The 21,921-nt window shown below is 61.8% G+C and carries 30 protein-coding genes; 15 read left to right on the forward strand and 15 right to left on the reverse strand.

The features are described from left to right. The first annotated feature begins 139 nt into the window (after window positions 1–139). Window positions 140–1,363 (forward strand): MFS transporter, encoded by a 1,224-nt coding sequence (locus tag QMO80_RS06350; protein WP_283199318.1) that lies wholly within the window; start codon window positions 140–142, stop codon window positions 1,361–1,363. 269 nt (window positions 1,364–1,632) lie between these two features. Here the strand turns inward: QMO80_RS06350 and QMO80_RS06355 are convergent, their stop codons facing one another. Then, a complete protein-coding gene (locus QMO80_RS06355; protein ID WP_283199319.1) occupies window positions 1,633–1,938 on the reverse strand; it encodes a Dabb family protein in 306 nt (101 codons plus the stop codon). Window positions 1,939–1,951: 13 nt separating this feature from the next. Next, a complete protein-coding gene (locus QMO80_RS06360; RefSeq protein ID WP_283199320.1) occupies window positions 1,952–2,644 on the reverse strand; it encodes a hypothetical protein in 693 nt (230 codons plus the stop codon). Window positions 2,645–2,800: 156 nt separating this feature from the next. Here QMO80_RS06360 and QMO80_RS06365 point away from each other — a divergent pair, with 156 nt between their 5' ends. Then, on the forward strand, window positions 2,801–2,932 hold the full coding sequence (locus QMO80_RS06365; RefSeq protein WP_003587702.1) for a hypothetical protein: 132 nt from the start codon (window positions 2,801–2,803) through the stop codon (window positions 2,930–2,932). Between the two features lie 38 nt (window positions 2,933–2,970). Here QMO80_RS06365 and QMO80_RS06370 read toward each other — a convergent pair whose 3' ends face one another. From QMO80_RS06370 to QMO80_RS06385, 4 genes are all read right to left on the reverse strand, one after another. Next, entirely contained in the window at window positions 2,971–3,531 is a 561-nt protein-coding gene (locus QMO80_RS06370) for a TetR/AcrR family transcriptional regulator (RefSeq protein WP_283199321.1), read from the reverse strand. Between the two features lie 28 nt (window positions 3,532–3,559). Next, on the reverse strand, window positions 3,560–4,021 hold the full coding sequence (locus QMO80_RS06375) for a nuclear transport factor 2 family protein (RefSeq protein WP_283199322.1): 462 nt from the start codon (window positions 4,019–4,021) through the stop codon (window positions 3,560–3,562). 108 nt (window positions 4,022–4,129) lie between these two features. After that, a complete protein-coding gene (locus QMO80_RS06380; RefSeq protein ID WP_283199323.1) occupies window positions 4,130–5,083 on the reverse strand; it encodes a pyridoxamine 5'-phosphate oxidase family protein in 954 nt (317 codons plus the stop codon). 60 nt (window positions 5,084–5,143) lie between these two features. Further along, window positions 5,144–5,755 carry a glutathione S-transferase family protein gene (locus QMO80_RS06385; protein WP_283199324.1) on the reverse strand — a complete coding sequence of 204 codons (612 nt, stop codon included), beginning with the start codon at window positions 5,753–5,755 and terminating at the stop codon, window positions 5,144–5,146. Between the two features lie 137 nt (window positions 5,756–5,892). Between QMO80_RS06385 and QMO80_RS06390 the strand changes: the two genes are divergently transcribed. After that, window positions 5,893–6,819 carry a LysR family transcriptional regulator gene (locus QMO80_RS06390; RefSeq protein ID WP_283199325.1) on the forward strand — a complete coding sequence of 309 codons (927 nt, stop codon included), beginning with the start codon at window positions 5,893–5,895 and terminating at the stop codon, window positions 6,817–6,819. On the opposite strand, the gene QMO80_RS06395 is transcribed toward QMO80_RS06390, so the two are convergent. Further along, on the reverse strand, window positions 6,789–7,157 hold the full coding sequence (locus QMO80_RS06395) for a DUF983 domain-containing protein (RefSeq protein ID WP_049734412.1): 369 nt from the start codon (window positions 7,155–7,157) through the stop codon (window positions 6,789–6,791). The genes QMO80_RS06390 and QMO80_RS06395 overlap by 31 nt on opposite strands. Window positions 7,158–7,372: 215 nt before the next feature. After that, window positions 7,373–8,776 (reverse strand): PLP-dependent aminotransferase family protein, encoded by a 1,404-nt coding sequence (locus QMO80_RS06400; RefSeq protein ID WP_283199326.1) that lies wholly within the window; start codon window positions 8,774–8,776, stop codon window positions 7,373–7,375. A gap of 290 nt (window positions 8,777–9,066) precedes the next feature. On the opposite strand from QMO80_RS06400, the gene QMO80_RS06405 reads away from it, so the two are divergent. Further along, window positions 9,067–9,972: a S1C family serine protease gene (locus QMO80_RS06405; RefSeq protein WP_283199327.1), complete on the forward strand. Its 906-nt coding sequence runs from the start codon at window positions 9,067–9,069 to the stop codon at window positions 9,970–9,972. A gap of 20 nt (window positions 9,973–9,992) precedes the next feature. Here the strand turns inward: QMO80_RS06405 and QMO80_RS06410 are convergent, their stop codons facing one another. Beyond that, on the reverse strand, window positions 9,993–10,880 hold the full coding sequence (locus QMO80_RS06410) for a LysR family transcriptional regulator (protein ID WP_283199328.1): 888 nt from the start codon (window positions 10,878–10,880) through the stop codon (window positions 9,993–9,995). Between the two features lie 102 nt (window positions 10,881–10,982). Between QMO80_RS06410 and QMO80_RS06415 the strand changes: the two genes are divergently transcribed. Next, window positions 10,983–11,600, forward strand: a complete 618-nt coding sequence (locus QMO80_RS06415; RefSeq protein ID WP_283199329.1) for an NADPH-dependent F420 reductase — start codon at window positions 10,983–10,985, stop codon at window positions 11,598–11,600. A gap of 114 nt (window positions 11,601–11,714) precedes the next feature. On the opposite strand, the gene QMO80_RS06420 is transcribed toward QMO80_RS06415, so the two are convergent. The 5 genes from QMO80_RS06420 to groES form a co-directional block, all read right to left on the reverse strand. Next, window positions 11,715–11,906 (reverse strand): hypothetical protein, encoded by a 192-nt coding sequence (locus QMO80_RS06420; protein WP_283199330.1) that lies wholly within the window; start codon window positions 11,904–11,906, stop codon window positions 11,715–11,717. Next, window positions 11,878–12,057, reverse strand: coding sequence for a hypothetical protein (locus QMO80_RS06425; RefSeq protein ID WP_283199331.1), 180 nt, complete (start codon window positions 12,055–12,057; stop codon window positions 11,878–11,880). The genes QMO80_RS06420 and QMO80_RS06425 overlap by 29 nt, the downstream gene beginning before the upstream one ends. Window positions 12,058–12,122: 65 nt before the next feature. Then, window positions 12,123–12,515 carry a hypothetical protein gene (locus tag QMO80_RS06430; RefSeq protein WP_283199332.1) on the reverse strand — a complete coding sequence of 131 codons (393 nt, stop codon included), beginning with the start codon at window positions 12,513–12,515 and terminating at the stop codon, window positions 12,123–12,125. Window positions 12,516–12,581: 66 nt separating this feature from the next. Next, the gene (groL, locus tag QMO80_RS06435) at window positions 12,582–14,216 is read right to left on the reverse strand and encodes a chaperonin GroEL (protein ID WP_283199333.1); all 1,635 of its coding nucleotides are present in this window, start codon (window positions 14,214–14,216) and stop codon (window positions 12,582–12,584) included. Window positions 14,217–14,265: 49 nt separating this feature from the next. Next, window positions 14,266–14,583: a co-chaperone GroES gene (gene groES / locus QMO80_RS06440; RefSeq protein WP_064654061.1), complete on the reverse strand. Its 318-nt coding sequence runs from the start codon at window positions 14,581–14,583 to the stop codon at window positions 14,266–14,268. Between the two features lie 511 nt (window positions 14,584–15,094). Between groES and QMO80_RS06445 the strand changes: the two genes are divergently transcribed. The 6 genes from QMO80_RS06445 to QMO80_RS06465 all read left to right on the forward strand — a co-directional run bounded on the left by QMO80_RS06445 (window position 15,095) and on the right by QMO80_RS06465 (window position 17,730). Next, window positions 15,095–15,358 carry a hypothetical protein gene (locus QMO80_RS06445; protein ID WP_097627771.1) on the forward strand — a complete coding sequence of 88 codons (264 nt, stop codon included), beginning with the start codon at window positions 15,095–15,097 and terminating at the stop codon, window positions 15,356–15,358. Beyond that, the gene (locus tag QMO80_RS06450; protein ID WP_283199334.1) at window positions 15,355–15,690 is read left to right on the forward strand and encodes a hypothetical protein; all 336 of its coding nucleotides are present in this window, start codon (window positions 15,355–15,357) and stop codon (window positions 15,688–15,690) included. Before QMO80_RS06445 ends, QMO80_RS06450 begins: the two co-directional genes overlap by 4 nt. Continuing rightward, window positions 15,687–15,983, forward strand: coding sequence for a hypothetical protein (locus QMO80_RS33020; protein ID WP_369685932.1), 297 nt, complete (start codon window positions 15,687–15,689; stop codon window positions 15,981–15,983). The genes QMO80_RS06450 and QMO80_RS33020 overlap by 4 nt, the downstream gene beginning before the upstream one ends. Continuing rightward, window positions 15,974–16,249, forward strand: coding sequence for a DUF1488 domain-containing protein (locus QMO80_RS06455; protein WP_283200123.1), 276 nt, complete (start codon window positions 15,974–15,976; stop codon window positions 16,247–16,249). The genes QMO80_RS33020 and QMO80_RS06455 overlap by 10 nt, the downstream gene beginning before the upstream one ends. 27 nt (window positions 16,250–16,276) lie before the next feature. After that, window positions 16,277–17,119 carry a transglutaminase family protein gene (locus QMO80_RS06460; RefSeq protein WP_283199335.1) on the forward strand — a complete coding sequence of 281 codons (843 nt, stop codon included), beginning with the start codon at window positions 16,277–16,279 and terminating at the stop codon, window positions 17,117–17,119. Window positions 17,120–17,349: 230 nt separating this feature from the next. Then, the gene (locus QMO80_RS06465) at window positions 17,350–17,730 is read left to right on the forward strand and encodes a VOC family protein (RefSeq protein ID WP_097627710.1); all 381 of its coding nucleotides are present in this window, start codon (window positions 17,350–17,352) and stop codon (window positions 17,728–17,730) included. 15 nt (window positions 17,731–17,745) lie between these two features. Here QMO80_RS06465 and QMO80_RS06470 read toward each other — a convergent pair whose 3' ends face one another. Further along, complete coding sequence (locus QMO80_RS06470; protein WP_283199336.1) at window positions 17,746–18,708, reverse strand: LysR family transcriptional regulator; 963 nt, start codon at window positions 18,706–18,708, stop codon at window positions 17,746–17,748. A 124-nt stretch (window positions 18,709–18,832) separates the two neighbouring features. Here QMO80_RS06470 and QMO80_RS06475 point away from each other — a divergent pair, with 124 nt between their 5' ends. The 4 genes from QMO80_RS06475 (at window position 18,833) to QMO80_RS06490 (ending at window position 21,605) form a co-directional block, all read left to right on the forward strand. Next, the gene (locus QMO80_RS06475; RefSeq protein ID WP_283199337.1) at window positions 18,833–20,233 is read left to right on the forward strand and encodes an MFS transporter; all 1,401 of its coding nucleotides are present in this window, start codon (window positions 18,833–18,835) and stop codon (window positions 20,231–20,233) included. A gap of 95 nt (window positions 20,234–20,328) precedes the next feature. Further along, entirely contained in the window at window positions 20,329–20,706 is a 378-nt protein-coding gene (locus QMO80_RS06480; protein WP_283199338.1) for a hypothetical protein, read from the forward strand. A gap of 48 nt (window positions 20,707–20,754) precedes the next feature. Continuing rightward, complete coding sequence (locus QMO80_RS06485; RefSeq protein ID WP_097627769.1) at window positions 20,755–21,090, forward strand: hypothetical protein; 336 nt, start codon at window positions 20,755–20,757, stop codon at window positions 21,088–21,090. A gap of 371 nt (window positions 21,091–21,461) precedes the next feature. Continuing rightward, on the forward strand, window positions 21,462–21,605 hold the full coding sequence (locus QMO80_RS06490; protein WP_003587729.1) for a hypothetical protein: 144 nt from the start codon (window positions 21,462–21,464) through the stop codon (window positions 21,603–21,605). Window positions 21,606–21,921 lie beyond the last annotated feature (316 nt).

The raw sequence follows: 21,921 nt of genomic DNA on the forward strand, positions 1-21,921 counted from the left end.
GCGCTAGGCACGCACGGAGTGCCGAGCGTGGACGAATAGCTGGGTGCCGCGGACCGCCGGGATTGCGATCGCAGCTTTTGCCGACCGGTCGAAGCTGTTATGTCCTTGCCGTTTCCGCATTCAGGTCATTTCAGCACCAATGCCAAATTCTTTCCGCTTCCGCTCGGCGCAGACGGTCACCGTGCTTGCCATCACCCAGGTGATCGGCTGGGGCACGACGTTCGATATGCTCGGGGTGATGGGCCGCATCGTGGCGCCCGCTCTCGGTCTGCCGAACGAGGTGGTGTTTGCCGGCCTGACGATCATGATGATGATCAGCGCTTTCGTTGGTCCCGCGACCGGACGCTGGCTCGCCCGCTATGGCGCCGCCCGGGTGCTTTCGGCCTCATCGCTCATCTTTGCGCTCGGCTTGCTTCTGCTTTCAGCCGCAAACGGCATCATGCTTTATGCCGCCGCCTGGGTCGTCATCGGCATCGGCGGCGCCTGCGGCCTTTCGGCACCGGCCTATACGGCCGTCGTCGAGCGCGAAGGGGCGAACGGCAAACGCGTCATTGCCATCCTCATGCTGTTCACCGGGCTGTCGAGCACCGTCTTCTGGCCGATCCTCAGCCTGCTGAACGAAACCGTGGGATGGCGCATCACCTTCCTCCTCTGTGCCGGCCTGCAATTCTTCGTCTGCCTGCCGCTGCATCTTTTCGCCCTGCCGAAACCGATCGTAACGCATATCGAAAGCGGCGCGGCAGACATTGGCCCGGTTGCGCTGTCGAAGGCGGGACGGCGCAAAGCCTTCCTGCTGATTGCGGCGGCGACGACGATCTCGACCTTCATTACCTTCGGCATCTCGCCATCGCTGCTCGAAATCTTCCGCCAGTCCGGCGCTTCGCCGGCCTTCGCGCTGCAGCTCGGCGCGGCACGCGGCGTGCTCGGCATCTCGGCGCGTTTCCTCGACATGCTGCTCGGCCGGCGCGGCAACCCCATGCTGAGCGCGGTCATGGGCATCGGCTTGATGATGGTCAGTTTCCCGATCATGCTGGTCGCCGGTTCGTCGACACCGCTGCTCGTCACCTTCGTTCTGCTCTACGGCTTCGGCGCCGGCGTCATGACCGTCGCCCGCGCGCTTCTGCCGCTTGCCTTGTTTTCACCTGCCGAATACGGCCTGCAATCGGCCCGGCTGTCGCTGCCGCAAAACCTCGCCAACGCCATCGCTCCAGTCATCTTCACCGCCATCCTCGACCGCGCCGGCGCCGGGCCGGCCCTCATCGCCTGCGCCGTTCTCGCGGCCTTGTCGCTGACCTTCGTGCTGATATTGATGGCGATGGTGCGCGGCGCCCACGCATCGCAACCGCGGCCGGCCATCTCGTGACCAACTCAGCCATTCTTAATATGTTTTGATTATCATCGGCATCAGGACGAGAGCAGCTTTCCGTCCGCGCACCGCGACTGCTGCGGCCACCTGACCATGGGCGCGCATCCGCTTTTGACGAATCTTTTGAATCGCTTGCAACGGCCTTTTCGAAAGTTGAGTCCGGCGGCTCAGAAGTTGAGCAAGCTTTGAAGCGATTTCACTTCGGAAAACCCGTCATCAATTTGAAATTTCAATGGAATGCGGCGGCAGCCGAATGTTTGCGGAATTCAGAGCGGCCGCGTCACCGCCGTGCGGCTGTCGTAATCGGCGGCGATGCGCTTTTCCCGGAGCGGCCGCACGCGATCGATCGAGAGCTGATAATCCGGATGGGCCTTGTAGGCGGCAAGGGCCGCCTCGTCGTCGAATTCGCCATAGACCACGAGATCGATCTCGGTGCCTAGCTGATCGGTCTTCACATTGGTGCCGATCTCCAGCAGCCGCGCATGCGGGATGGCAGTCAGGATAGAAAGCCCTGCCCTCACTTCCTCCAGATGTTCCTCCTGCACGGTGAAGAAGACGATATGGCGGATCACGCGGAAGCTCCTGTCAGACTTTAGAGGTTGGCCGGGCGATAACACGCGAGCCCCAGGCCTTCAACCGCGCGATCATCCCATGCGCAGCATTGGGACGCATCGCCGCATGGAAGGTCACGGCATAAGCCGCAAGCTTTTCCGCCCGGTCGGTGCCGTTGACGATACGCCGCGCGTTCACCCAGTCCTCGGTCGCCTCGTTCAGGTGATCGGCAAGCTTGTGGCCGGTAAAGCTGCCTTGCAGCATGCCGTCGATCAGGATCGTCACCGCCGCATCCATCTCCATCGCCCGGTCGGGATCGGCAACGAGGTCGATGCCGGTCAGCGTACTCATCGCCTCGTAGTTCCGCTTATGGGTGAGCTGCACCAGGCCGCGCCCGAGCCAGCAGCGGCCATCTTCATCCGGCCGCCAGTAGGGCGTCTTCACCCAGGAAAGCCGGCCGGCGGCAAAGGCCGTTTCCAGGATCTCGACGGCGCGGGCATCGCTTTGCGCCAGGGTCTCGCGAACCGGCTGCATCGTATAGGCGGTCTCGTGATAGGCGGTTGCGAGGATATAGGCGAGCCACCGCCGGTCGGCATGGGAAAACCGCTCTTCCCAGGCGTCGAGAATCGCCGTGATGCCCACCACCTGAGGATGTGTCATCTCTCCCTTGAAGAGTTCGCTCCGCACCGCATCGAAAAAGAAACTTCGGTCCATGTGGACAACCATTCCGCGCTTCCCAGAAATATGATGGTTAAAACCGCCTTAATCGATTAAAATCCATTTAATCGTTTAAAGTCTTTAAGCCACTGATTTACACACCTTTTATCTTGTGCAATGCATCTTCTTGCCCTGAAGCCTTGCCGCGAAAAGAGGAGACTTCCGATGCAGACGCCCGCCACTCCGCAAACCACCATTCCCCAGCACCTCGTAGACCAGATGGAAAACGAATGGCGCCAGATTCGCCTTGAACGGGAAAATCCGCGCCCGGCCCAGCAGCCTCAACAGCAACGCTGAGAGATACAGGCAAAGCGGCGCGGATGTAAGGCCAGCCCTCATCGCGTCGCAGCCTCAAACCGCTTCGCCAGCGTTTCCAGCGAGCGGATAAAGATCATTTCGTCTCCCAGCGCCCGCGCCAACACCAGCGCGCCTTGAATGCCGGCGACGCCCTCCTCCGCGAGCGCTTGCGCCTCTTCGTCAGAATAGCCTGCCCGGCTCAACGCCGAACGCAAGGCGCCGATCCAGCGGATGAAATAGTCGCCGATCGCCGCCGAAAACCGTTCCCTCGTGTCGGCAAGGGCGAAGGCGCCGACGAGGCAGATGCGGCGGCCGGATCTGAAATAATCATTCACATTGACCCACATCGCCGCGATCGCCTGACGGGCGTCATCCTGTCTCAGCGGCCGATAGATCGCCTGCTCGAACCAGGCGTCGATTTCGGCAAGCACGGCGTTAGCCATCTCCTCCTTGCCGCCGGGAAAGAAGTGGTAAAGGCTCCCCTTGCCGAGGCCGGTGCGTTCGGTGATGCGGCTGAGAGACGTCCCCTCATAGCCGAGTTCGCGGAAGATTTCCGCCAGCAGCGGCACGATGTCGGCGCGTTCGTAGACGGTCTTCACCGGCGGAGTTTCCTTGGCCTCGCTTGCGTCAAAGGCCAAGCTCGGTCAGGCCGGGATGATCGTCCGGCCGCCGGCCGAGTGGCCAGTGGTACTTGCGCTCCGATTCTCGGATCGGCAGGTCGTTGATGCAGGCGAAGCGGCGCTGCATCAGGCCGGCGGCATCGAATTCCCAGTTCTCGTTGCCATAGGAGCGGAACCAGTTGCCGCTGTCATCGTGCCATTCATAGGCGAAGCGCACGGCGATGCGATCATCGGTGAAGGCCCAGATCTCCTTGATCAGCCGGTAATCCAGCTCCCTGGCCCATTTGCGGGTGAGGAAGGCGACGATCTCGGCACGGCCGTTGACGAACTCAGCGCGGTTCCGCCAGCGGCTGTCCGGCGTATAGACGTGCGAGACGCGCTCGGGATCGCGGCTGTTCCAGCCGTCCTCGGCAAGACGGACTTTCCGGGTGGCGGTCTCAAGGGTGAAGGGTGGGATGAGGCTGGACATTGGCGCTCCTGTACTGAACGGCAATCATTGTACCGATCGGTACAATGATTGCAAGATGGCCGAGGCGGCGTTCTGCCTTGGAAGTCGAGAGGCAGCCAAGCGGCCCCCTCAGCCGCGGGAACGGCGCAGCAGATCGGTGTTCTCCTTGCTCCATCGCAGCGGCAGGGCATCCGGGCGAAGCACGATCTCTGCGGGCGTGAAACGCCACAGCCTCTCCGCGTTTTGAAAGGCGGTGATGTCGGGCGAATCCAGCAATACCTCGACCGTTCCTGCCATCTGCAGCATGTCGCCGGTTTCGAAATCGATGAAGACCAGCCCGGCCTTCGGGTTGACCAGGAAATTGCCGAGAGTGTTGAAGAACCGATTGCCGGAAAAATCGGGAATGGTGAGGACGCCGTCGGCACCGAGATGCACGAAGCCGGCATATCCGCCGCGGTGCGACACGTCCACCTGCCGCTCGCCATGGTCGCGGTCGACATAGGAGGCGACGAAGAAGGTATCGGCGTCCTCGATCATCCCACGCATGCGATCGTCGAGTTGAGCGGAATGCAGCGGCGCCGCCGTTGTCGGTCTGTCGGGATCGCGGACAAAGACGGAAGAGCGCGGCTGGATATATTGCGGGCAATTGCCGAAGCTCTGGCCGACGCGCAGGCGGAAAGCTTCGGCATCCGTTCTGCGGATGACGCCGTTCAGCCGGTTGCGCCGCCGGGTCTCGAGCTGGATGCCGAGCATGGCGATCGCGTCGCCATCCTCCATGCCGGCATCGGCGGGATCCGCCGGGTCGCGCGGCAAATCGACATCGAGGACCTCCGGATCGGGCGAGGACATGAAGCCCGGTCGCCCAGCCCGCACCGTCGCCCAGACATCGCCGTTGGCATCGACGGCGCCGAGCACGAGGAAAGGCAGCATCGGAAAGAAAGCGCGGTGCTGCTCCGGCATTGCCTTGCGGACGAAATTGCGCCCGGGCCCATCCATGCGTTCGACAACGCCGACGCTGCGCTGCATGACGAGTTCACCCCGATGCCAGGGTGACGTCGCGTCCTGTCTTATCTGCTCCGGCATGACGGCCTCCTTATGAGTACCATTTGGAAGACCGGGACGGTGATCCGTCCCGGCGCAGTCTCAGGCGGCAAGGCCGATCTTCGTCTTGCGAAAGCCGACGAAACCCGGCAGCGCCTCGATGCGCGCAAGCCAGGCGCGGACGTTTGGATAGGCCGAGATGTCGACATTGCCCTCCGGCGCATTGGCGATGTAGCTGTAGAGCGCAACGTCGGCGATCACCGGATCGTCGCCGAGCAGGAAGCTGCGGCCGGAAAGCTCCGCCTCGATCAGCGCGAGAACGCGGTGCGCCCGGGCGATCACTTCGTCGGCGCGGAAATCGGCGCCGAAAACCGTGACCAGGCGGGCAGCGCACGGCCCATACGCAATCTCGCCCGCAGCGACCGACAGCCATTTCTGCACCCGCGCTGCGGCCAAGGCCCCTTCCGGCAGCCAATCGGTACGGCCATATTTGCGCGCGAGATAGACGAGGATGGCAGCGGAATCGGCAATGACCGTGCCGTCGTCGTCGAGCACGGGCACCTGGCCGAAGGGATTGAGCTTCAGAAACTCCGGCGCCTTGTGGGCGCCCGCCGCCAAGTCGACCTCGACCAGTTCATAGGGCACGCCGAGCAGCGATAGAAACAGGTGAGCCCGGTGGGCATGGCCGGAAAGCGGGTGATGGTAGAGTTTCATGATGGTTTCCTTTGGTCTTCCCGAACGACGGGCTTGATGATGGCCTCTTGACCATCTGCGGGTAATTTATTGCCTTCCATCTGATTGCAGTAGAATGCTAATATGGAAGGTATATTCCCAATTTTCGGAAGGATAGAATGGACCGCCTCGATGCCATGACCGTGCTTCTTGCCGTTGTCGAACAGGGCAGCCTGTCGGCCGCCTCCCGGCATTTGCGCTCGCCGCTGGCAACCGTCAGCCGCAGGGTTTCCGAACTGGAAGCCCATCTGAACGCCCGGTTGCTGCAGAGAAGCAACCGGAAGATCACGCTGACCGAGGCCGGCCGCTCCTATGTGGAGGCGGCCCGGGAAATTCTCGATCGGGTGGAAGAAGCGGAACGGGCGGCGGCCGGCGAATACAGTGTGCCGAAGGGCGAGTTGACGATGACCGCGCCGATCGTCTTCGGGCGGCTGCATGTGCTGCCCGTCGTGGTGGATTTCCTCAAAGCCTATCCCGATATCAATCTGCGGCTGATGCTTGGCGACCGGCTGTCGAACCTCGTCGAGGATCATATCGATGTGGCGCTCCGGATCGGCAATCTGCCGGACAGCAACCTGATCGCCGTCAGGCTCGGCGCGATCCGCCGGACCGCCTATGCCAGCCCGGATTATCTGACGCGGCATGTCACGCCTCGGCATCCGGGCGATCTTTCAGCGCATGCCTGCATCACCTTCGAGAGCATGGCCTCGACGCTGAGCTGGACATTCACTGAGGGAAAACGCGATCTCACCGTGCCGATCCGTTCACGGCTTGCCGTCAACACCGCCGAGGCGGCGGTCGATGCCGCGGTCGCCGGCCTCGGCATCACCCGGGTCCTGTCCTACCAGGCCGCCCGCGCCGAGATGGCCGGGCTGCTCACGCCGCTGCTTGTCGATTTCGAACCGCCGCCGGTACCGGTGCATCTCGTCTATCCCGCGCAGGGATTGGTGCCCCTGAAATTGCGGGCGTTCATCGATTTCGCGACGCCACGCCTGCGCGCGACGCTCAACAGATCTCAGGCCAGTCTGCCCTCTTCCGCCTTGTAGAAATACTGGCTGGCGACCAGCCAGCCCTTCAGCGGCCTGAGCGGCGGAATGCAGGTGGCGAGCATGAAGGGGCCGGTGACCAGAAGCTGCACCCAGATCGGCGCGGTAAACGCCACCTCCAGCCAGACGCCGAGCAGCACGCTCGGTATGCAGGCAAAGCAGATGACGAAAAAAGCCGGACCGTCGGCCGGATCAGCAAAGGAATAATCGAGGCCGCAGGCCTCGCATTCCGGCTGCAAGGTCAGGAAACCCTTGAACATATGGCCCTGGCCGCAGCGCGGGCAGCGCCCCCTGATGCCGGTCTGCAGCGGAGGAAGCGGGGGATATTCGGTCTCCATGATGATCACACCTTATTCTGCGCGGGCATCAAACCAATCAATGCCCAACATTGAATGCATTCAATATAAATACATTGCCGGGACATTGCCAGTCAACTCGTCAGAATGCCGCAGATGTCGGCAGGGCGGCCGACCGCAGATCGTGCAGGACATTATTTGAAGGAGACGCAAGGACCGACAGCTTGGCTGAAAGGCTCAGCTGCGGCGTTACCGGGTCAGAAGAACGAGGCGGCCATTTCCGGCGGCCCCTCAAGCGCATGGGCCATGAATTCCAGCGCGCCCTGCAGTTTCTCCCGGGTGATTGGTCCGCCGAGGCAGACCCGCACGGCCTCGGGTGCGGCACCCTCGACCGTGAAGGCATCACTTGCCACGACGCCGATGCCGGCGGAGCGCATGTGGCTGCCGAAGGTAGAGCGGGTCCAGCCGTTGGCGAGCGGCAGCCAGAGGTTGAAACTGATCGGATCGGCGCGGCAGCTGCCTTCAGGCAGGATGGCGGCGACCATCTGCTGGCGGGCGGCGGCCTCGGTGCGGATGAAGCGCAGGATCGCATCGGCCGTGCCGTCCTCGATCCAACGGGTGGCAAGCGCCAGGGTCAGCGGCGAGGCCATGACATTGTTGGCGCGCATGGCGCTGACGAAGGGCCAGACGGCCTTGCTATCCGGCGCCACGACATAGGCAAGGCGCAAACCGGCGCCGATGCATTTCGCCAGGCCGCCGATATGCCAGGTGAGATCGGGGGCTATTGCCGCGAGCGGCGCCGGCCCCTGCTGCGGAATGAAGCCGTAGGCATCGTCTTCGACGATCGGCACGTGGTATTTGCGGGCAACGGCTGCGATTTCCTCGCGGCGCCTGGCCGGGATGGTCAGCGTCGTCGGGTTCTGCAATGTCGGATTAAGATAGAGCGCCTTCGGCTTCAGCCGTTCGCAGGCTTTAGCAAAGGCGTCCGGCAGGACGCCGTCCTCATCCATCGCCAGGCCGGTCAGATTGAGCCGCAGCTGGGCAGCGATCGAGCGCATGCCGGGATAGGTGATGATTTCCGAAAGCACGGTTTCGCCCGGTTTCGCCAGCAGGCCGAAGATCGCCAGCAGGCCCGGATGGGCGCCCGGCGTGACGAAGATCCGCTCCTGCGAGGGCTTGAGCCCGCGGCGGCTGAGCCAGGCGGCGGCGGCCTCCTTATCGATATCGGAACCGCCGAAGCCCTGATAGCGCAGAAGCGGAATGAGGTTTGCGGCCACTGCCGCCATGCCCTCGCGCATGCGGGCAATCAGATCAGGATCATCCGGTTCCGGCGGCATGTTCATCGAGAAATCGACGACGGATGCGCGGCGCGGATCGGGCGCGGCGCCGGGCGCGCAGCCCTGGCGCTCCCTGTCAGCGCCACCGGTGACGAAGGTGCCGCGGCCGACATGCGAATCGACAAGCCCGCGTTTCTGCGCCTCGACATAACCTCTCGCCACCGTGGTGAAATCGACATTCAGCCGCTTGGCGAGTTCGCGCTGCGGCGGCAGCCGGTCGCCGGCCACCAGATGGCCGCTGCGCAGATCCATTTCGATCACATCGGCGATCGCCATATAACGGGGGCTGCTGCTGCGCCCGAGATCGGGATGCCAGTCTTTCATGTCGCAAATCCGTGCAGCCTGAGTCTTGATGGGATTGACTGTATATTGTTGCACGATGACGCTGTCACGAAAAATGTCGTGTGCACGACTTTGGTGCGGGCAGTAAATGGCGTGGTGCAGCTCTTTCCAAGCGATTTCATTGCGCATCGAATGCATTGCGCATCGGGTTCCAGCGGTTTGGAAATTCCATCGGCCATAGCCTTGCCGCCGCCCACCCATCTTCTTACCTATTCAAGACAGGGTGCGCCGGATTTTCCGCCTCTCGCGCCGGCGCCTATCGGGATGAAAGCATGAATATCGATCCGATTTTGCGGTCAGTCGTGGCCGTTCGTTCTTCCATTCCGGAAGATGCCTTCACGGCGGAGACGCTGGGCACTGTCCGGGAGGGCAGCGGCGTGGTCATTCGCGACAATGGGCTGGTGCTGACCATCGGTTATCTCATCACCGAGGCCGAAGAGGTCTGGCTGACCACCCATGACGGCCGCGTCGTTCCGGCGCATGCGCTTGCCTATGATCAGGAAACCGGTTTCGGCCTGGTGCAGGCGCTCGGGGTTCTCAATGCGCCGGCCGTGGCTCTCGGCGACGCGGCAAGCGCCAAGCCCGGCGATGCCGTCGTGCTTGCCGACGGCATCGGCGAATTCGTCGAGGCGAACATCGTCGCCCGGCAGGAATTTGCCGGCTATTGGGAATATCTGCTTGATGAAGCGATCTTCACGGCGCCGGCCCATCCCTCATGGGGCGGTGCGGCGCTGATCGGTTCGGACGGCAAGCTTCTCGGCATCGGTTCGCTTCGCCTGCAAATGAGCCAGGGCGACGAGGTCGCCGATATCAATATGGTCGTGCCGATCGACCTTTTACCACCGATCCTCGACGATCTGCTGAACCGCGGAAGCGTCAACAAGCCGCCGCGGCCCTGGCTCGGCGCTTTCTCCGCCGAGAGCAATGGCGGCGTGGTGGTGATGAGCGTTGCCGAAGGCGGCCCGGCCGCGAAGGCGGGCCTGCGGCAGGGCGATATCATCTCGGAGATCCGCGACGAAGAGGTCGATGGCCTGGCCGATTTCTACCGCAAGGTCTGGAGCAGCGGCCCGGCCGGCGCCGAGATTCCGATGCGGATCCTGAGAAACGGCCGGGAGGCCTGGCTGCGCATCAAATCCGCCGACCGCAACAGCTTTCTCAAGAAGCCGCAATTGCAGTAAGTCGCGCCGCTTGCACGATTCTACCGTCGGAGATCTCCGGCGATCCAGCCGATCGCGGCCTTCACCCGTCGCGGCACGAATTGCCGCGACGGGTGCACGGCATGGATCGGCAGGCTGTACTTTTCCCAATCGATCAGCACCTCGGTCAGCCGCCCGGCGGCGATGTCTTCCTCTACCAGGACCAGCGGCGCATAGACGATGCCGGCGTCCTCAACCGCGGCAACGCGCATGGCTTCGCCATTGTCGATACCGATATTGCTGTCAATCTTTGCCGCCAGCACCCGTCCATCCTGATCTTCGAAGTGCCATTGATCGCGCGGGACGAGGTTGAGGCTGAGGATGCAGCGGTGCTGTTGCAACTGCTCGGGATGGGTCGGCACGCCGTTCTTGCCGAGATAACCGGGAGAGGCGCAGCAGACGAAGCGATAGGTGCCGATCCTTCTTGCGATCAAGGACGATGGCCGCAGATGCGCCACCCGAACGGCAAGGTCATAGCCCTCAGCGATCAGATCGACGTTCCGGTCCGTCAGATTGAGCTCCAGACTGACCGCGGGATGCTGATTGGCAAAGCGGGCAATGGACGATGCCAGCCGCTTGACGCCGAGCGTCGTCGGGCCACTGATACGGAGGTGGCCGGATATTTCGTGGTTGGCGGGGCCGGCAATATCGTTCAACTGCTCCAGTTCATCGATGACCCTGCTGGCTCTCTCCAGAAATTTGAGGCCGATCTCGGTGAGCCTCTGGGTTCGCGTGGTACGCTCGATCAGCTTGACACCATAGTCTGTTTCCAAAGCCTGAATGCGCCGACCGACCATGGCGGGCGACAGGTTGAGCCTGGCGGCAGCTTTGGCGAAACTACCTGATGTCGCGACGGCGACAAAAGTCTTCAAATTGGTGAGATCGGTCATTCGATACTTTTATGCAATTATATACCGCCATTCAATGCCATTCATGATGGGATCGCGGTCGGCTATATCGAACTCATTCAACTCGATGAAGGAACCGACCACATGAAAACCGCTATTATCGGAACTGGAAACATGGGCGCCGGCTTGGCGCGTCGCCTGGCAGGCAAGCGCGATCTCATCCTCGCGTCGCGGAATGAGGCCGCGGCAAAGTCGCTTGCAGAGGAGATCGGCGCTGCCAGCGCACCGATCGCCGCCGCCGTGGCAAACGCCGATATTCTGGTGCTGGCGCTGCCTTATGCATCGGCGCTCGAATTTGCCGAAACGGCGGCATTGCACGGCAAAATCGTCGTCGACATCACCAATCCGCTGAAGCCCGATTTCTCCGGCCTGCTGTTTGGTCACGACACGTCGGCAGCCGAGGAAATCCAGCACAGAGCCAAAGGCGCCAAGGTCGTGAAGGCCTTCAATACCATCTTTGCCGAGCTGTTTGCGGCTTCCCCAAAGCACAGCTCCACCATACCGGTCTTCCTGGCCGGGGACGACGATGCTGTCGAAACCGCCGCAGCGCTGGTGACGGACGCCGGCTTTGCTGTCGAGAAAACCGGCTCGCTCGATGCCGCTCGCCTGCTCGAACCCTTGGGGATGCTGAATATCCGCCTTGGTTACGGCCTGGGTCGCGGTACCGGGATCGCCCCGAAATGGGTCGCCATCGACGGCTGAGATCACGGCTGGTCTCCGCCCATGCGGGGCCAGTCATTCCTGCTTCCTGATTGAACGGCTGACCGAGTCGCTGAAAGCGATCGCCTAAATCAATGAACTGCCAAACCATATCGGCTAGACCTGTTCCTGACTTGAGACGGCGGTTGAAAGATCGTGGCGTCGTTCGAAGCCTGGGCAAACCTCTGTCGTCTGATTGGCTTCGCCATCGACAAACAGCGCGGCCTCGCCGCGGAAGATCGCGCCCTCTCCAGGCTGCGCCGGCGGCCTCTTTAGATCGTCAATGCACTGAGATAAGCGGATCGCCATCTGCCGCCTCCCGCGACGCGCGAGGACGCGTGCTGTCGTTGGCGACCTTCCTGTGCCCGTCGGCTGCGGCCTCGCGGATTTTCTGGAAGCGGTTGTCGCCAGCGTCTTCTGCGGCTGGCTGCGGGTCGCTCTTTTTTTCGAAACGGATCATCGATCATTCCTGCGTCAACAGAGGGAGCGCCCCGCACAGGTGGCGGAGCGCTCTCGAAAACAGTGTCAGGCGGCAAGCGTGGTGGCGCAGGCTTGAACACTCCGGCTGTCGGGTGAGGTCTGCCCAGGCATGGTGGCCCAGCCGCCGGCCTCAACGAACTGACGCTGCTTGTAGCCGTCGGCAATCGCCTTGAACTCGGTAAGCTTGGCGGCCGCATCCGGCGCTGCTTTGAACCGCTCGACGCAAATGGCCGACGCTAGATCTCCGCGTGCAACGTCGCCGGCGGCGGCTGCCGCTTTGCTTGACGTGCCGCCTGTTACCCAACCGCCCCAGCTGAAGCCGATAATCATCGTGGCGATCGCCGTGACGACGCAGGCCCAGACGAGAAGCGTCTTGGATGGCTGGTAACTGTCGAAACGCTGGGTGATCGATGTTTTACTGCTGCTCTGCACGGACATTGGAATTCTCCCTGTCTGTTGTTCAAGTTGCGCCGTCCGGCGACGCCGGACCGGTTCAGGCTGTTCTCAGTATCCCATATCGCCCATGCCGCCATTTCCGGCTGCAGGGGCGGAGTCTCTTGCGGGAATGTCGGCGATCATCACCTCGGCGGTGATCAGCAGCGCCGCAATCGAACCGGCGTCCTGCAGAGCAGTGCGCACGACCTTGGCAGGATCGACGATGCCGGCCTCGATCATATCGACATAGGTCTCCGTTTGGGCGTCGAAGCCCTGATTGTCATTATTACTGCCCGCGAGTTTGCCGACGACGATTGAGCCCTCGAACCCGGCATTGTCGGCGATCTGTCGGATCGGGGCTTCGAGCGCCCTGAGCACGATCGAGATGCCCGCCGTCACGTCGGCGTTCTCCCCGGTCAGGCCCGTGAGGGCCGACTTGGCGCGCAACAATGCCACGCCACCGCCGGGCACGATGCCCTCTTCGACCGCCGCACGGGTGGCGTTCAGCGCATCGTCGATGCGGTCCTTCTTTTCCTTGACCTCCGTCTCGGTCGCGCCGCCGACGCGGATGACCGCGACGCCGCCGGCGAGTTTCGCCAAGCGCTCCTGCAGCTTTTCCCTGTCATAATCGGAAGTGGTCTCCTCGATCTGCGCCTTGATCTGCTGGATACGCGCCTGGATGGCCGCTTTCTCGCCGGAGCCGTCGATGATCGTTGTGCTGTCTTTCTCGATCAGCACGCGCTTGGCGTGGCCGAGCATATCGAGCGTGACGTTGTCGAGCTTGATGCCGAGATCCTCGGAAATCATCTGGCCCGCCGTGAGCACGGCAATGTCTTCCAGCATTGCCTTACGGCGATCACCGAAACCCGGCGCCTTGACGGCTGCGACCTTCAGGCCGCCGCGCAGCTTGTTGACGACAAGCGTCGCCAGCGCTTCACCCTCGACGTCCTCCGAGATGAGGAGCAGCGGTTTGCCGGTCTGTACAACCGCTTCCAGGATCGGCAACATCGCCTGCAGGCTGCCGAGTTTCTTCTCGTGAATGAGGATATAGGGATCCTCCAGTTCCACGCGCATCTTCTCGGCATTGGTGACGAAATATGGCGAGAGATAGCCGCGGTCGAACTGCATACCCTCGACGACATCGAGTTCGGTCTCGGCGGTTCGTGCCTCTTCGACCGTTATGACGCCCTCATTGCCGACCTTGTCCATCGCCTTGGCGATCATCTCGCCGATGGCGGCGTCGCCATTGGCGGCAATGGTGCCGACCTGGGCGATCTCGCCTGACGACTTGACCTTCATCGCCCGCGCCTTGATTTCCTTGACGACGGCGATAACGCCGAGATCGATGCCGCGCCTCAGATCCATCGGGTTCATCCCGGCAGCGACGAGCTTTGCGCCTTCGCGGAAAATGGAGGCGGCGAGAACAGTTGCCGTCGTCGTGCCGTCGCCGGCAAGATCATTGGTCTTCGAAGCCACCTCGCGCACCATTTGCGCGCCCATGTTCTCGAACTTGTCGGCGAGCTCGATCTCCTTGGCGACGCTAACGCCGTCTTTGGTGATGCGCGGTGCGCCATAGGCCTTGTCGATGACGACGTTGCGGCCCTTCGGGCCAAGCGTCACCTTGACGGCGTTGTTGAGCAATTCGACGCCGCGCAGCAGGCGGTCGCGCGCGTCGGTGGAGAACCTGATTTCCTTGGCAGACATGATATTTCTTCCCAGTTCGGTCTTGAGATGCTGGTCACAAATTCGACGCTCAGGCGGCTTTGTCGGCAGCCGCTTGGGTCTTTTCGACGATGCCCATGATGTCGGTCTCCTTCATGATCAGAAGGGTTTCGCCATCGATCGTGACCTCTGTCCCCGACCATTTTCCAAACAGGATGAGATCACCGACCTTGACATCAAGCGGGACCAGATTGCCGCTTTTGTCGCGGAGACCCGGGCCGACTGCGACCACTTCGCCTTGCTGGGGCTTCTCCTTGGCGGTGTCTGGAATGATGATCCCGCCCTTGGATTTGACATCGCCTTCCGCACGTCGAATGACGACGCGGTCGTGAAGTGAACGGAATTTCATAGAGGTCTTTCTGCTGCCGGCGCGTAGGGCGGCTGCAACTCATAAATACCACTCGTGGCACTCGATTGATAGGAGTGCCAAGAAATATTATTCACGCAGGAATTTTTTTGAGATATCCAGGAAATCAATCCGACCGAATATTTTGTAATAATCGGGAAGTGAATAGAATTTTTTGCGCCATCGCGTCCGATTTTATTTGAATGAACAAAGAGTTAATTTGGCGTTTTTCATAGATAAATCAGATTTCATCTTGATTTAAACGCAATCGAGGCGCAATGATAGGTCTCGTCGATTTAGCCGACCTGGCTTCGCGGTGTCAGAGACCTACGACCCGCCATCACCACTGAATTCTCGACAGCGATCCATAACGTCGTTCCGGCGTTGAGTTCGCCTGTTCCGATCCGGAATGAGCTTGGCGCTGACCGCGGATGTACCGGCAGCCTCGAGTTCGTCGGGTTCGGATCTCAATGATACAGGAAACATATCGGTGTATCCTGCGGAGGCCTGAGCCGTGACAAGTCGCACCACACAAACCGTCGTCCGCTTTTCATCCCCATTCCGCCTGCCCGGTTTCGACAGAGCGCAGCCAGCCGGAGAATACCGCGTCGATTATGACGAGGAATTGATCGATGGCGTCTCCAGGCTTGCCTGGCGACGGGTCGGCGCCTTCATCCACCTGCCGGCGATAGCCGCCCAGAGTTCGACGCAGCAAATGATGCCTATCCACTTGTCAGATCTCGAAACCGTGCTCGAAAAGGACCAAAAACCGTCATGACCGCTACGCGCATCCCGCAACGCAATGGACGCTCCATCCGGCGCAAGGCAGCAACACATATCTTCACGGTGGGGCAGACCGTCCGGGTGAAGGACGGGTTCTTCGTCGTTCCCTCCAAGCTCCCCGAAACATACCGTGTTACCGCCACGCTGCCTCTCAGAGGAAATGTGCTGCAATACCGCATCCGCAGTGACGATGAACGTCATGAGCGGGTCGTGACGGAAGATAGCCTGGAATCGGTAAACCTATCGCCCGCCGGCAGCGGCGCAACACTGATCGAGAGGACGTTTGGCCAAGGCCGCGGCCCGAATGACGAAAGGTTGACATCGTGAACAGCCATGGAGACGAAGCCGAACGAAGACGGAATGCCTTTGCCGTCCACACATGGGAAGCGCCCGGCCGCTACTCCATGGAGACCAAACACGACGGCCGGATCGAATCCGCCCGTTCGTGGACCGTCTATCGTGTTTCTGCAAGCGTTCCCGTGCACGCCGGCCATACGGAAGCCGGGGAAGACATGATGTCCTTCAATTTCCTCAACATAGGATATCGGAAGGAATGGCTCAGGCTGTCGGGCACCGCTCGGAGTGCTCGGAAGAGCCCGCCGGTCCAACCATGGCGCTAGCTTTTCTGAACCTAAGCCGTAGCTTCGATCCGGCGAGAAATGCTGTGCGCTTCGTGGGCCATGACGGCATGTTCCAGGTGTTGTTCTTCATCGAGGTTGGCGCGCTGGCGAAATCCGACGCCGCATTGCAAGGAACCGAGCCTTCGGTAACGAGGTGGCTATCCTCCTTCGACGCCCTGCGCAACTCCATTCAGGAGGTGGCGCACAAAGCCTACTCCTACCGCCGCCGCGCCTTTTATACTCTAACTGCGGCGGATTTCCGCTAGACGGATCCGGACGCGCGAGAACGCTCCATGTTGATCCGTTACGGCTATGAAATGACGCTGACCTGCCCGCAGCCGACCGCATTGGTATGTCTGTTGTCGGTGCATGAGGATCGTGCGGCCGACATCAGAGTTCCGGAAACGGTATTCACCACGCCCAATGTTCCCACTTCGACCTATCGCGACCTCTTCGGCAACCGCTGCCTTCGGCTGGTTGCCCCGACGGGCGACCTGACCATATGGGGCGATGCGACGATCGAAGACGACGGCAAACCGGACAGGTCGCTGCCAGGCGCCAGGGAACTCCCAGTTTCGGAGTTGCCAGACGATTGCCTCGTCTACCTGATGGGCAGCCGCTATTGCGAAACGGATCGTCTCAGTCAGATTGCGTGGGATATGTTCGGCACCGTCGCACCCGGCTGGAGCCGCGTTCAGGCGATCTGCGACTTCGTTCACGGCCATATCCAATTCGACTACATGCAGGCGCGATCGACGCGGACAGCCTTCGAGGCGTTCCACGAACGCGTCGGCGTCTGTCGCGACTTTGCGCATCTGGCGGTGGCGTTGTGCCGTTGCCTCAACATTCCTGCCCGATATATCAATGGTCATCTCGGCGACATCGGCATTCCCGTCGTTGATCCAATGGACTTCAGCGCCTGGATCGAGGTCTTCCTTGACGGTGCATGGCATGCATTCGATCCGCGCAACAACACACCGCGGATCGGTCGCATCGTCGTCGCCCGCGGGCGCGACGCTGCCGACATACCGCTCATCAATTCCTTCGGACCGCATGTGCTGAAGGCGTTTCGAGTCTGGACCTATGAGATGACGGACCTGCAGCAGATGCAAAGCGTCTCCGAGGGCGCTGTTTAGAACGGATGCGGCAGCAGCCTCACCGCCCCCGAGCCGGACTCTGCCCTCCCCAAAACCACGTGACAGCGGCTGGGCAGAATCACCGGCCATGAATGAGCAGGTAAGCTGCGATGACGATGCAAGCCCATTCGTTGACTCGGGACGGCGGTTGAAAGATGTTGGCATCGTGCCATCTTGGGGATGAGCAATCCTTCGGGGATTGGCGAAAAAGGGAGGGAGTTTTGCGGCCCATGTTCGATCATGTCTCCATCGGCGTCAAAGACCTCGAAAGAGCCCGCCATTTCTATGATGCGGCGCTGGCGCCGCTCGGATATGAGCGCCTGTCCAATTCCGACACCATGATCGGCTATGGCCCGGAACGGGTCGGGCTCTGGGTGATGCAGGTCGAGCAGCCGGTTCTTGCCGATCTGCGATCCGGGCTGCATTTCTGCTTCGTCGCGCCTGATGAAGCCGCCGTCGATGCCTTTCACGCGGCAGCCGTCGCCTCCGGCGGCACTGATAATGGCGAACCCGGCATTCGGCCGGATTACGGGCAGTTCTATTATGCAGCCTTCATCATCGACCCGGACGGCTATCGCCTCGAAGCCTATTTCCACAAAGGCGAGCTGTAACAGGCTCTAACTTTTTTACGCCGCAGCTCTCGATATCGAGACGCGGCAGCCGGAGGCTGCGAGCGCCTCGCCGGCGACGTCGAGGAACAGGCGGCGGAACCAGCGCGCCCGGCCGTCGGCCTGGTCGACCCGGCGATAGAGCATGGTCACCGGATCGGCCGGCAGCGGAAGCGGCGGCGCCGAGATCGTCAGCCCGTGCAACTGCGCCATGCAGCGGCCGATCGATTCCGGCACGACTGAGATGGCGGGCATCGCCCGCAGCGCCGTCGGCAGCGCGGAAAAGCGCGGCACCGTCGCCACCACACGCCTGATATGGCCGGTGCGGCTCAGCGCGGTGTCGATGCCGGTCGAGGCATTACCTTCGAACGAGACGGTGAGATGGGCGACAGCGGCGAAATCCTCGAGGCTCAGCGGCGCCTTCAGCTTGAGTTGAACCTCGTCGTAAATGCAGATCGAGGCCTGGTTGAACAGCGGCGCGCGGATGTGCCAGGAGGCCGGTTCGTCATGCACGGAAACACTGAAGTCGAAGACGCCCTCGTCCAGCCGGCGGGCGGCATCGCGCTTTTCCGAAGCGATGCCGATCAGCCGGGCGCCGGGCGAAAACTGGAGCAGGCGGGCGGCAAGCGGGCCGAAGAAGGCGGATTCGAGATTATCGCACATGCCGATGCGGAACTCGCCCTGCCAGCTCGCCGGATCGAATTCCGCCTGCGGGCGGATGGCGCGCTCGATGCCCGACAGCGCATCCTCGATCGCCGGGGCAATCGAAAGGGCGCGCGGCGTCGGCTGCAGGCCGCGGCCGACGCGCACGAACAATTCGTCATCCAGCGCCTCGCGCAGGCGTCGCAAAGCGGCCGACAGGCCCGGCTGGCCGAGCAGCAGCCGTTCGGCGGCGCGGCTGACATTGCGCTCCTGCATCAGCACCGAGAAGGCCAGCAGCAGGTTCAGGTCGATTTTGCGAAGCGTGGCATCATTCATCATCGTGAGTAATACCTGGCATGGCTACTATCAATTTGCAATAGGACAGGAAGCTGTACATTTTCTCGTTCCCTGCCGTCCGCGCACCCTCCCTCGACGAGGCGGCAGCAAAGAAGGAACGATTTCGATGACACTTTCCAAATCGAAAAGCGGAGCGGGGCTGGCGTTGCTGCTGCTCTGTGCCGCCAACTTTCTCGACGCCATGGACGTCTCGACCATCGGGGTCGCGCTTCCCGCCATCCAGGCCGAACTCGGCATGGAGGCGACATCGCTGCAATGGGCCGTCAGCGCCTATGTGCTCGGCTATGGCGGCTTTCTGCTGCTCGGCGGCCGGGTCGCCGACGTCTTCGGCCACCGGCGCGTCTTCCTCTGGTCGCTGGCGATCTTTGCCGCCGCCAGCATCGCCGGCGGCTTCGTCGATAGCGGCCCGACGCTGATCGCCGCCCGCCTGATCAAGGGCATTGCCGCCGCCTTCACGGCGCCTGCCGCCCTTGCGCTGCTGCTCTCGGTCTTCGGCGAGGGAAGCGCGCGGGCGAAAGCACTCGGCGTCTTCGCCTCCACCGGCGCCACCGGCTTCGTGCTCGGCATGGTGCTCGGCGGTGCCGCGACGATCTTCAGCTGGCGGGCGACGCTGGTGATGGGCGCCCCCGTCGCCATCCTGACGCTCCTTCTTGCGCCGCTGGCGCTGCCGGCCGATCCCAAAAGGGCCGGGCCGCGCCCAAGCTTCGATTGGGCCGGCGCCCTGACGATCACCCCCGGGCTGCTGCTCTTCGTCTTCGGCATCACCAATGCCGCGGCGGCCGGCTGGCAGGCTTTTGCGACCTGGGGCTCGCTCTCGGCGTCGCTGGCGCTGATCCTGCTCTTTCTTCTGGTCGAGGCACGCCATGCCGATCCGATGGTGCCGCTCGGCATGTTCCGCCGGGCGAAACTCCGGCACGCCAATGCGATCGCCGCCCTCTTCCAGGGCGCCTATGTCGGCTTCCAGTTCCTGGCGACGCTCTATTATCAGAACGTCATCGGCTGGTCGGCCTTCACCACCGGCTTCTGCTTTGCGCTTGGCGGCGTCTTCGTGATGTTCCTGGCGCCGCGTTTTGCCAGCCTCGCACAGAATCGCGGCGCCACCGGCCTGATGGCGGCGGGCGTCGGCCTGCAGGCCTTCAGCTATATCTTCTGGGTGACCGCGCTCGGGCACGTCCACCCGATCCTGCTCGTGCTGTTCTCGCAGATCCCGCTCGGCCTCGGTTACGCCATGACCTACCCTTCGGTGCAGGTCGCAGCCCTTTCCGATGTGGAGGATGACAAGTCGGGGCTTGCCTCCGGACTGTTGTTCGCCGCCTTTCAGATCGGCGGCGGCATCGTGCTTGCGGCCACCTCCGCGGTGTTCGGCGCCGCACCGCATTTCGGCTGGGACCCCTATGTCGCCGGCATCGCCTTCGTGGCGCTGCTTGCGATCGCGATTACCCTGCTTGCAGCCGCCGGCCCGCGGACATCGGCCGCCCGCACGTCAGCCTATCAGGCGGCGGAATGACGCTTGCGGCCCGCGCCCGAACCGGCGCGGGCCTTTTATAAGATAAAACGAATATTAGCGACAGAATCCCATTGCCTTGCCCCGGCGAAAGGAGCATGGTCTCGCCTTCGGCAGCCATTGTACGGGCGCTGCCGACTGATGGTTTTCATACCCTCGCCCCGACGAAAGGAGGATCTATGTCTTCCACCTCCGAAAAGCCGCATCTGACATCGGCCGATCTCGACATGCTCCAGGGCGTGCTCGACGACGCCGGCTACGACGCCAGAATCCTGATCGATGACCAACGCGTGTTCAACGTCGCGGCCGTGTTGCTGATCAGGCTGTTCCAGGAGGGCGTCACCTCGCCGGCCATGCTCTCAAAGGCTCTCGAATACCATTTCGGCAAGCCGAAGGAACCGCCAAAACCGATCACCCCCATCTTCAACCGATATGCGATACAGGGATTGCCGCGCGAAAGACGGGCCGCTGGCTGATGCGCTGCGCATCTTTCAGATTCGCCAAAGGAGCCAATCACTTTGAAGCTGCGGAAAACCCTGTGTCTCTGTATCGGCGTCGCAGTGGCGGGTTATCTTGGATGGGTGCAGTTCGGCGCTTATCAGCAACGGCAGCATGCCAAGGATCTTGCTGCGATTGACAGGGAGCGCCGGGTGGCGCTCCTCGAAGCGGACGGCTGCCAGGCAAGGGTGGACCTGCTTCTCACGATGACCGACCGTCTGCTCAAGGCCGGAGGGATGCGGGTCCCGTTCGACATCGGGCGGGATATAGATCTTTGCCTGGCGCGCGGCATCATGTCGGCATCCGGGCGAGCGGAAATGGAAAGAACCAAACTGATCCGCCTGTTTCCCATCAATGATTAAGCCCCTCTGAAAATATGGCTTTGTTGCGGCAACGGCCTTAATGGCACCGCAATTTCATTGTAAGAGAAGGGCTCGCTGATTTGGCCGATGCGGCATCTGCGGTGACCGGAATCCGGCCCGCCATTTTCCCGATCGCGAACACATGGTGACGTCCCGCCTCAACGTCGGGTTTGGCTTTTGGTGACCTCTGAGGTCATCCGCCTCCAGACTTCGATGCGGTTTCAGCAGGCATCATTTCATTCAATTCCTGCGGCCCGGCGTTGTCGGGTCGTCCTCACGACGATCCCGCGATCTCCGGTCGCGGTCGACAAGCGGGCGAACACCGCGCAGGCTACGGCTTTTCAGTTTTCGATCAAACGGGAGATTTATTCATGGCAAAAGGACAGGTTAGAAGCAATCGTGAGGTCCGGAAGCCGAAGAAGGACAAGCAGGCGGCGAAGGTGGAAAGCACGTTCGCCAACCAGATGAAGACGGCGACCACGACCGCCCCGCATGGCAGTGCTCCAAAGAAATAAAAGATCTTATCGAGCCCCCGCCTCTTCGCAGAGATAGCGCAATTCACGATCGATTTGCGCATAAGAATCATGTGTCAACTGAAGTGATTGCGCGTCCGGTCGGCCGCGCTACGCTCCTGCGTGACATTATCACCCATTGACATGTTTCCACAAAAACAGGAAGTGCTGCAGCCATGGTCTCTCTTCACACAATGTACCGTTTCGACTATCCGCTCTTTCTCATTCGCTCGGCTGTAGTGATCGCACTCGGCCTTTCGAGTATCGCGGCCTTTCATGGCGCTATTCTGTGATCGAATCCGCGCGCCGCAACGAGATT

Origin of the sequence: Rhizobium sp. BT03 (assembly GCF_030053155.1) — a bacterium.
Lineage (GTDB): Bacteria > Pseudomonadota > Alphaproteobacteria > Rhizobiales > Rhizobiaceae > Rhizobium.

Coding starts and splice junctions, on each gene's coding strand:
- QMO80_RS06490 (WP_003587729.1), top strand. CDS start 21,462: ATGGCAAAAGGACAGGTTAGAAGCAATCGTGAGGTCCGGAAGCCGAAG.
- QMO80_RS06400 (WP_283199326.1), bottom strand. CDS start 8,776: ATGAAAGACTGGCATCCCGATCTCGGGCGCAGCAGCAGCCCCCGTTAT.
- QMO80_RS06450 (WP_283199334.1), top strand. CDS start 15,355: ATGACCGCTACGCGCATCCCGCAACGCAATGGACGCTCCATCCGGCGC.
- QMO80_RS06410 (WP_283199328.1), bottom strand. CDS start 10,880: ATGACCGATCTCACCAATTTGAAGACTTTTGTCGCCGTCGCGACATCA.
- QMO80_RS06395 (WP_049734412.1), bottom strand. CDS start 7,157: ATGGAGACCGAATATCCCCCGCTTCCTCCGCTGCAGACCGGCATCAGG.
- QMO80_RS06375 (WP_283199322.1), bottom strand. CDS start 4,021: ATGTCCAGCCTCATCCCACCCTTCACCCTTGAGACCGCCACCCGGAAA.
- QMO80_RS06365 (WP_003587702.1), top strand. CDS start 2,801: ATGCAGACGCCCGCCACTCCGCAAACCACCATTCCCCAGCACCTCGTA.
- QMO80_RS06360 (WP_283199320.1), bottom strand. CDS start 2,644: ATGGTTGTCCACATGGACCGAAGTTTCTTTTTCGATGCGGTGCGGAGC.
- QMO80_RS06405 (WP_283199327.1), top strand. CDS start 9,067: ATGAATATCGATCCGATTTTGCGGTCAGTCGTGGCCGTTCGTTCTTCC.
- QMO80_RS06475 (WP_283199337.1), top strand. CDS start 18,833: ATGACACTTTCCAAATCGAAAAGCGGAGCGGGGCTGGCGTTGCTGCTG.
- QMO80_RS06385 (WP_283199324.1), bottom strand. CDS start 5,755: ATGAAACTCTACCATCACCCGCTTTCCGGCCATGCCCACCGGGCTCAC.
- QMO80_RS06415 (WP_283199329.1), top strand. CDS start 10,983: ATGAAAACCGCTATTATCGGAACTGGAAACATGGGCGCCGGCTTGGCG.
- QMO80_RS06460 (WP_283199335.1), top strand. CDS start 16,277: ATGTTGATCCGTTACGGCTATGAAATGACGCTGACCTGCCCGCAGCCG.
- QMO80_RS06380 (WP_283199323.1), bottom strand. CDS start 5,083: ATGCCGGAGCAGATAAGACAGGACGCGACGTCACCCTGGCATCGGGGT.
- QMO80_RS06465 (WP_097627710.1), top strand. CDS start 17,350: ATGTTCGATCATGTCTCCATCGGCGTCAAAGACCTCGAAAGAGCCCGC.
- QMO80_RS06425 (WP_283199331.1), bottom strand. CDS start 12,057: ATGATCCGTTTCGAAAAAAAGAGCGACCCGCAGCCAGCCGCAGAAGAC.
- groES (WP_064654061.1), bottom strand. CDS start 14,583: ATGAAATTCCGTTCACTTCACGACCGCGTCGTCATTCGACGTGCGGAA.
- groL (WP_283199333.1), bottom strand. CDS start 14,216: ATGTCTGCCAAGGAAATCAGGTTCTCCACCGACGCGCGCGACCGCCTG.
- QMO80_RS06480 (WP_283199338.1), top strand. CDS start 20,329: ATGGTCTCGCCTTCGGCAGCCATTGTACGGGCGCTGCCGACTGATGGT.
- QMO80_RS06420 (WP_283199330.1), bottom strand. CDS start 11,906: ATGGCGATCCGCTTATCTCAGTGCATTGACGATCTAAAGAGGCCGCCG.
- QMO80_RS06430 (WP_283199332.1), bottom strand. CDS start 12,515: ATGTCCGTGCAGAGCAGCAGTAAAACATCGATCACCCAGCGTTTCGAC.
- QMO80_RS06350 (WP_283199318.1), top strand. CDS start 140: ATGCCAAATTCTTTCCGCTTCCGCTCGGCGCAGACGGTCACCGTGCTT.
- QMO80_RS06455 (WP_283200123.1), top strand. CDS start 15,974: ATGGCGCTAGCTTTTCTGAACCTAAGCCGTAGCTTCGATCCGGCGAGA.
- QMO80_RS06390 (WP_283199325.1), top strand. CDS start 5,893: ATGGACCGCCTCGATGCCATGACCGTGCTTCTTGCCGTTGTCGAACAG.
- QMO80_RS06470 (WP_283199336.1), bottom strand. CDS start 18,708: ATGATGAATGATGCCACGCTTCGCAAAATCGACCTGAACCTGCTGCTG.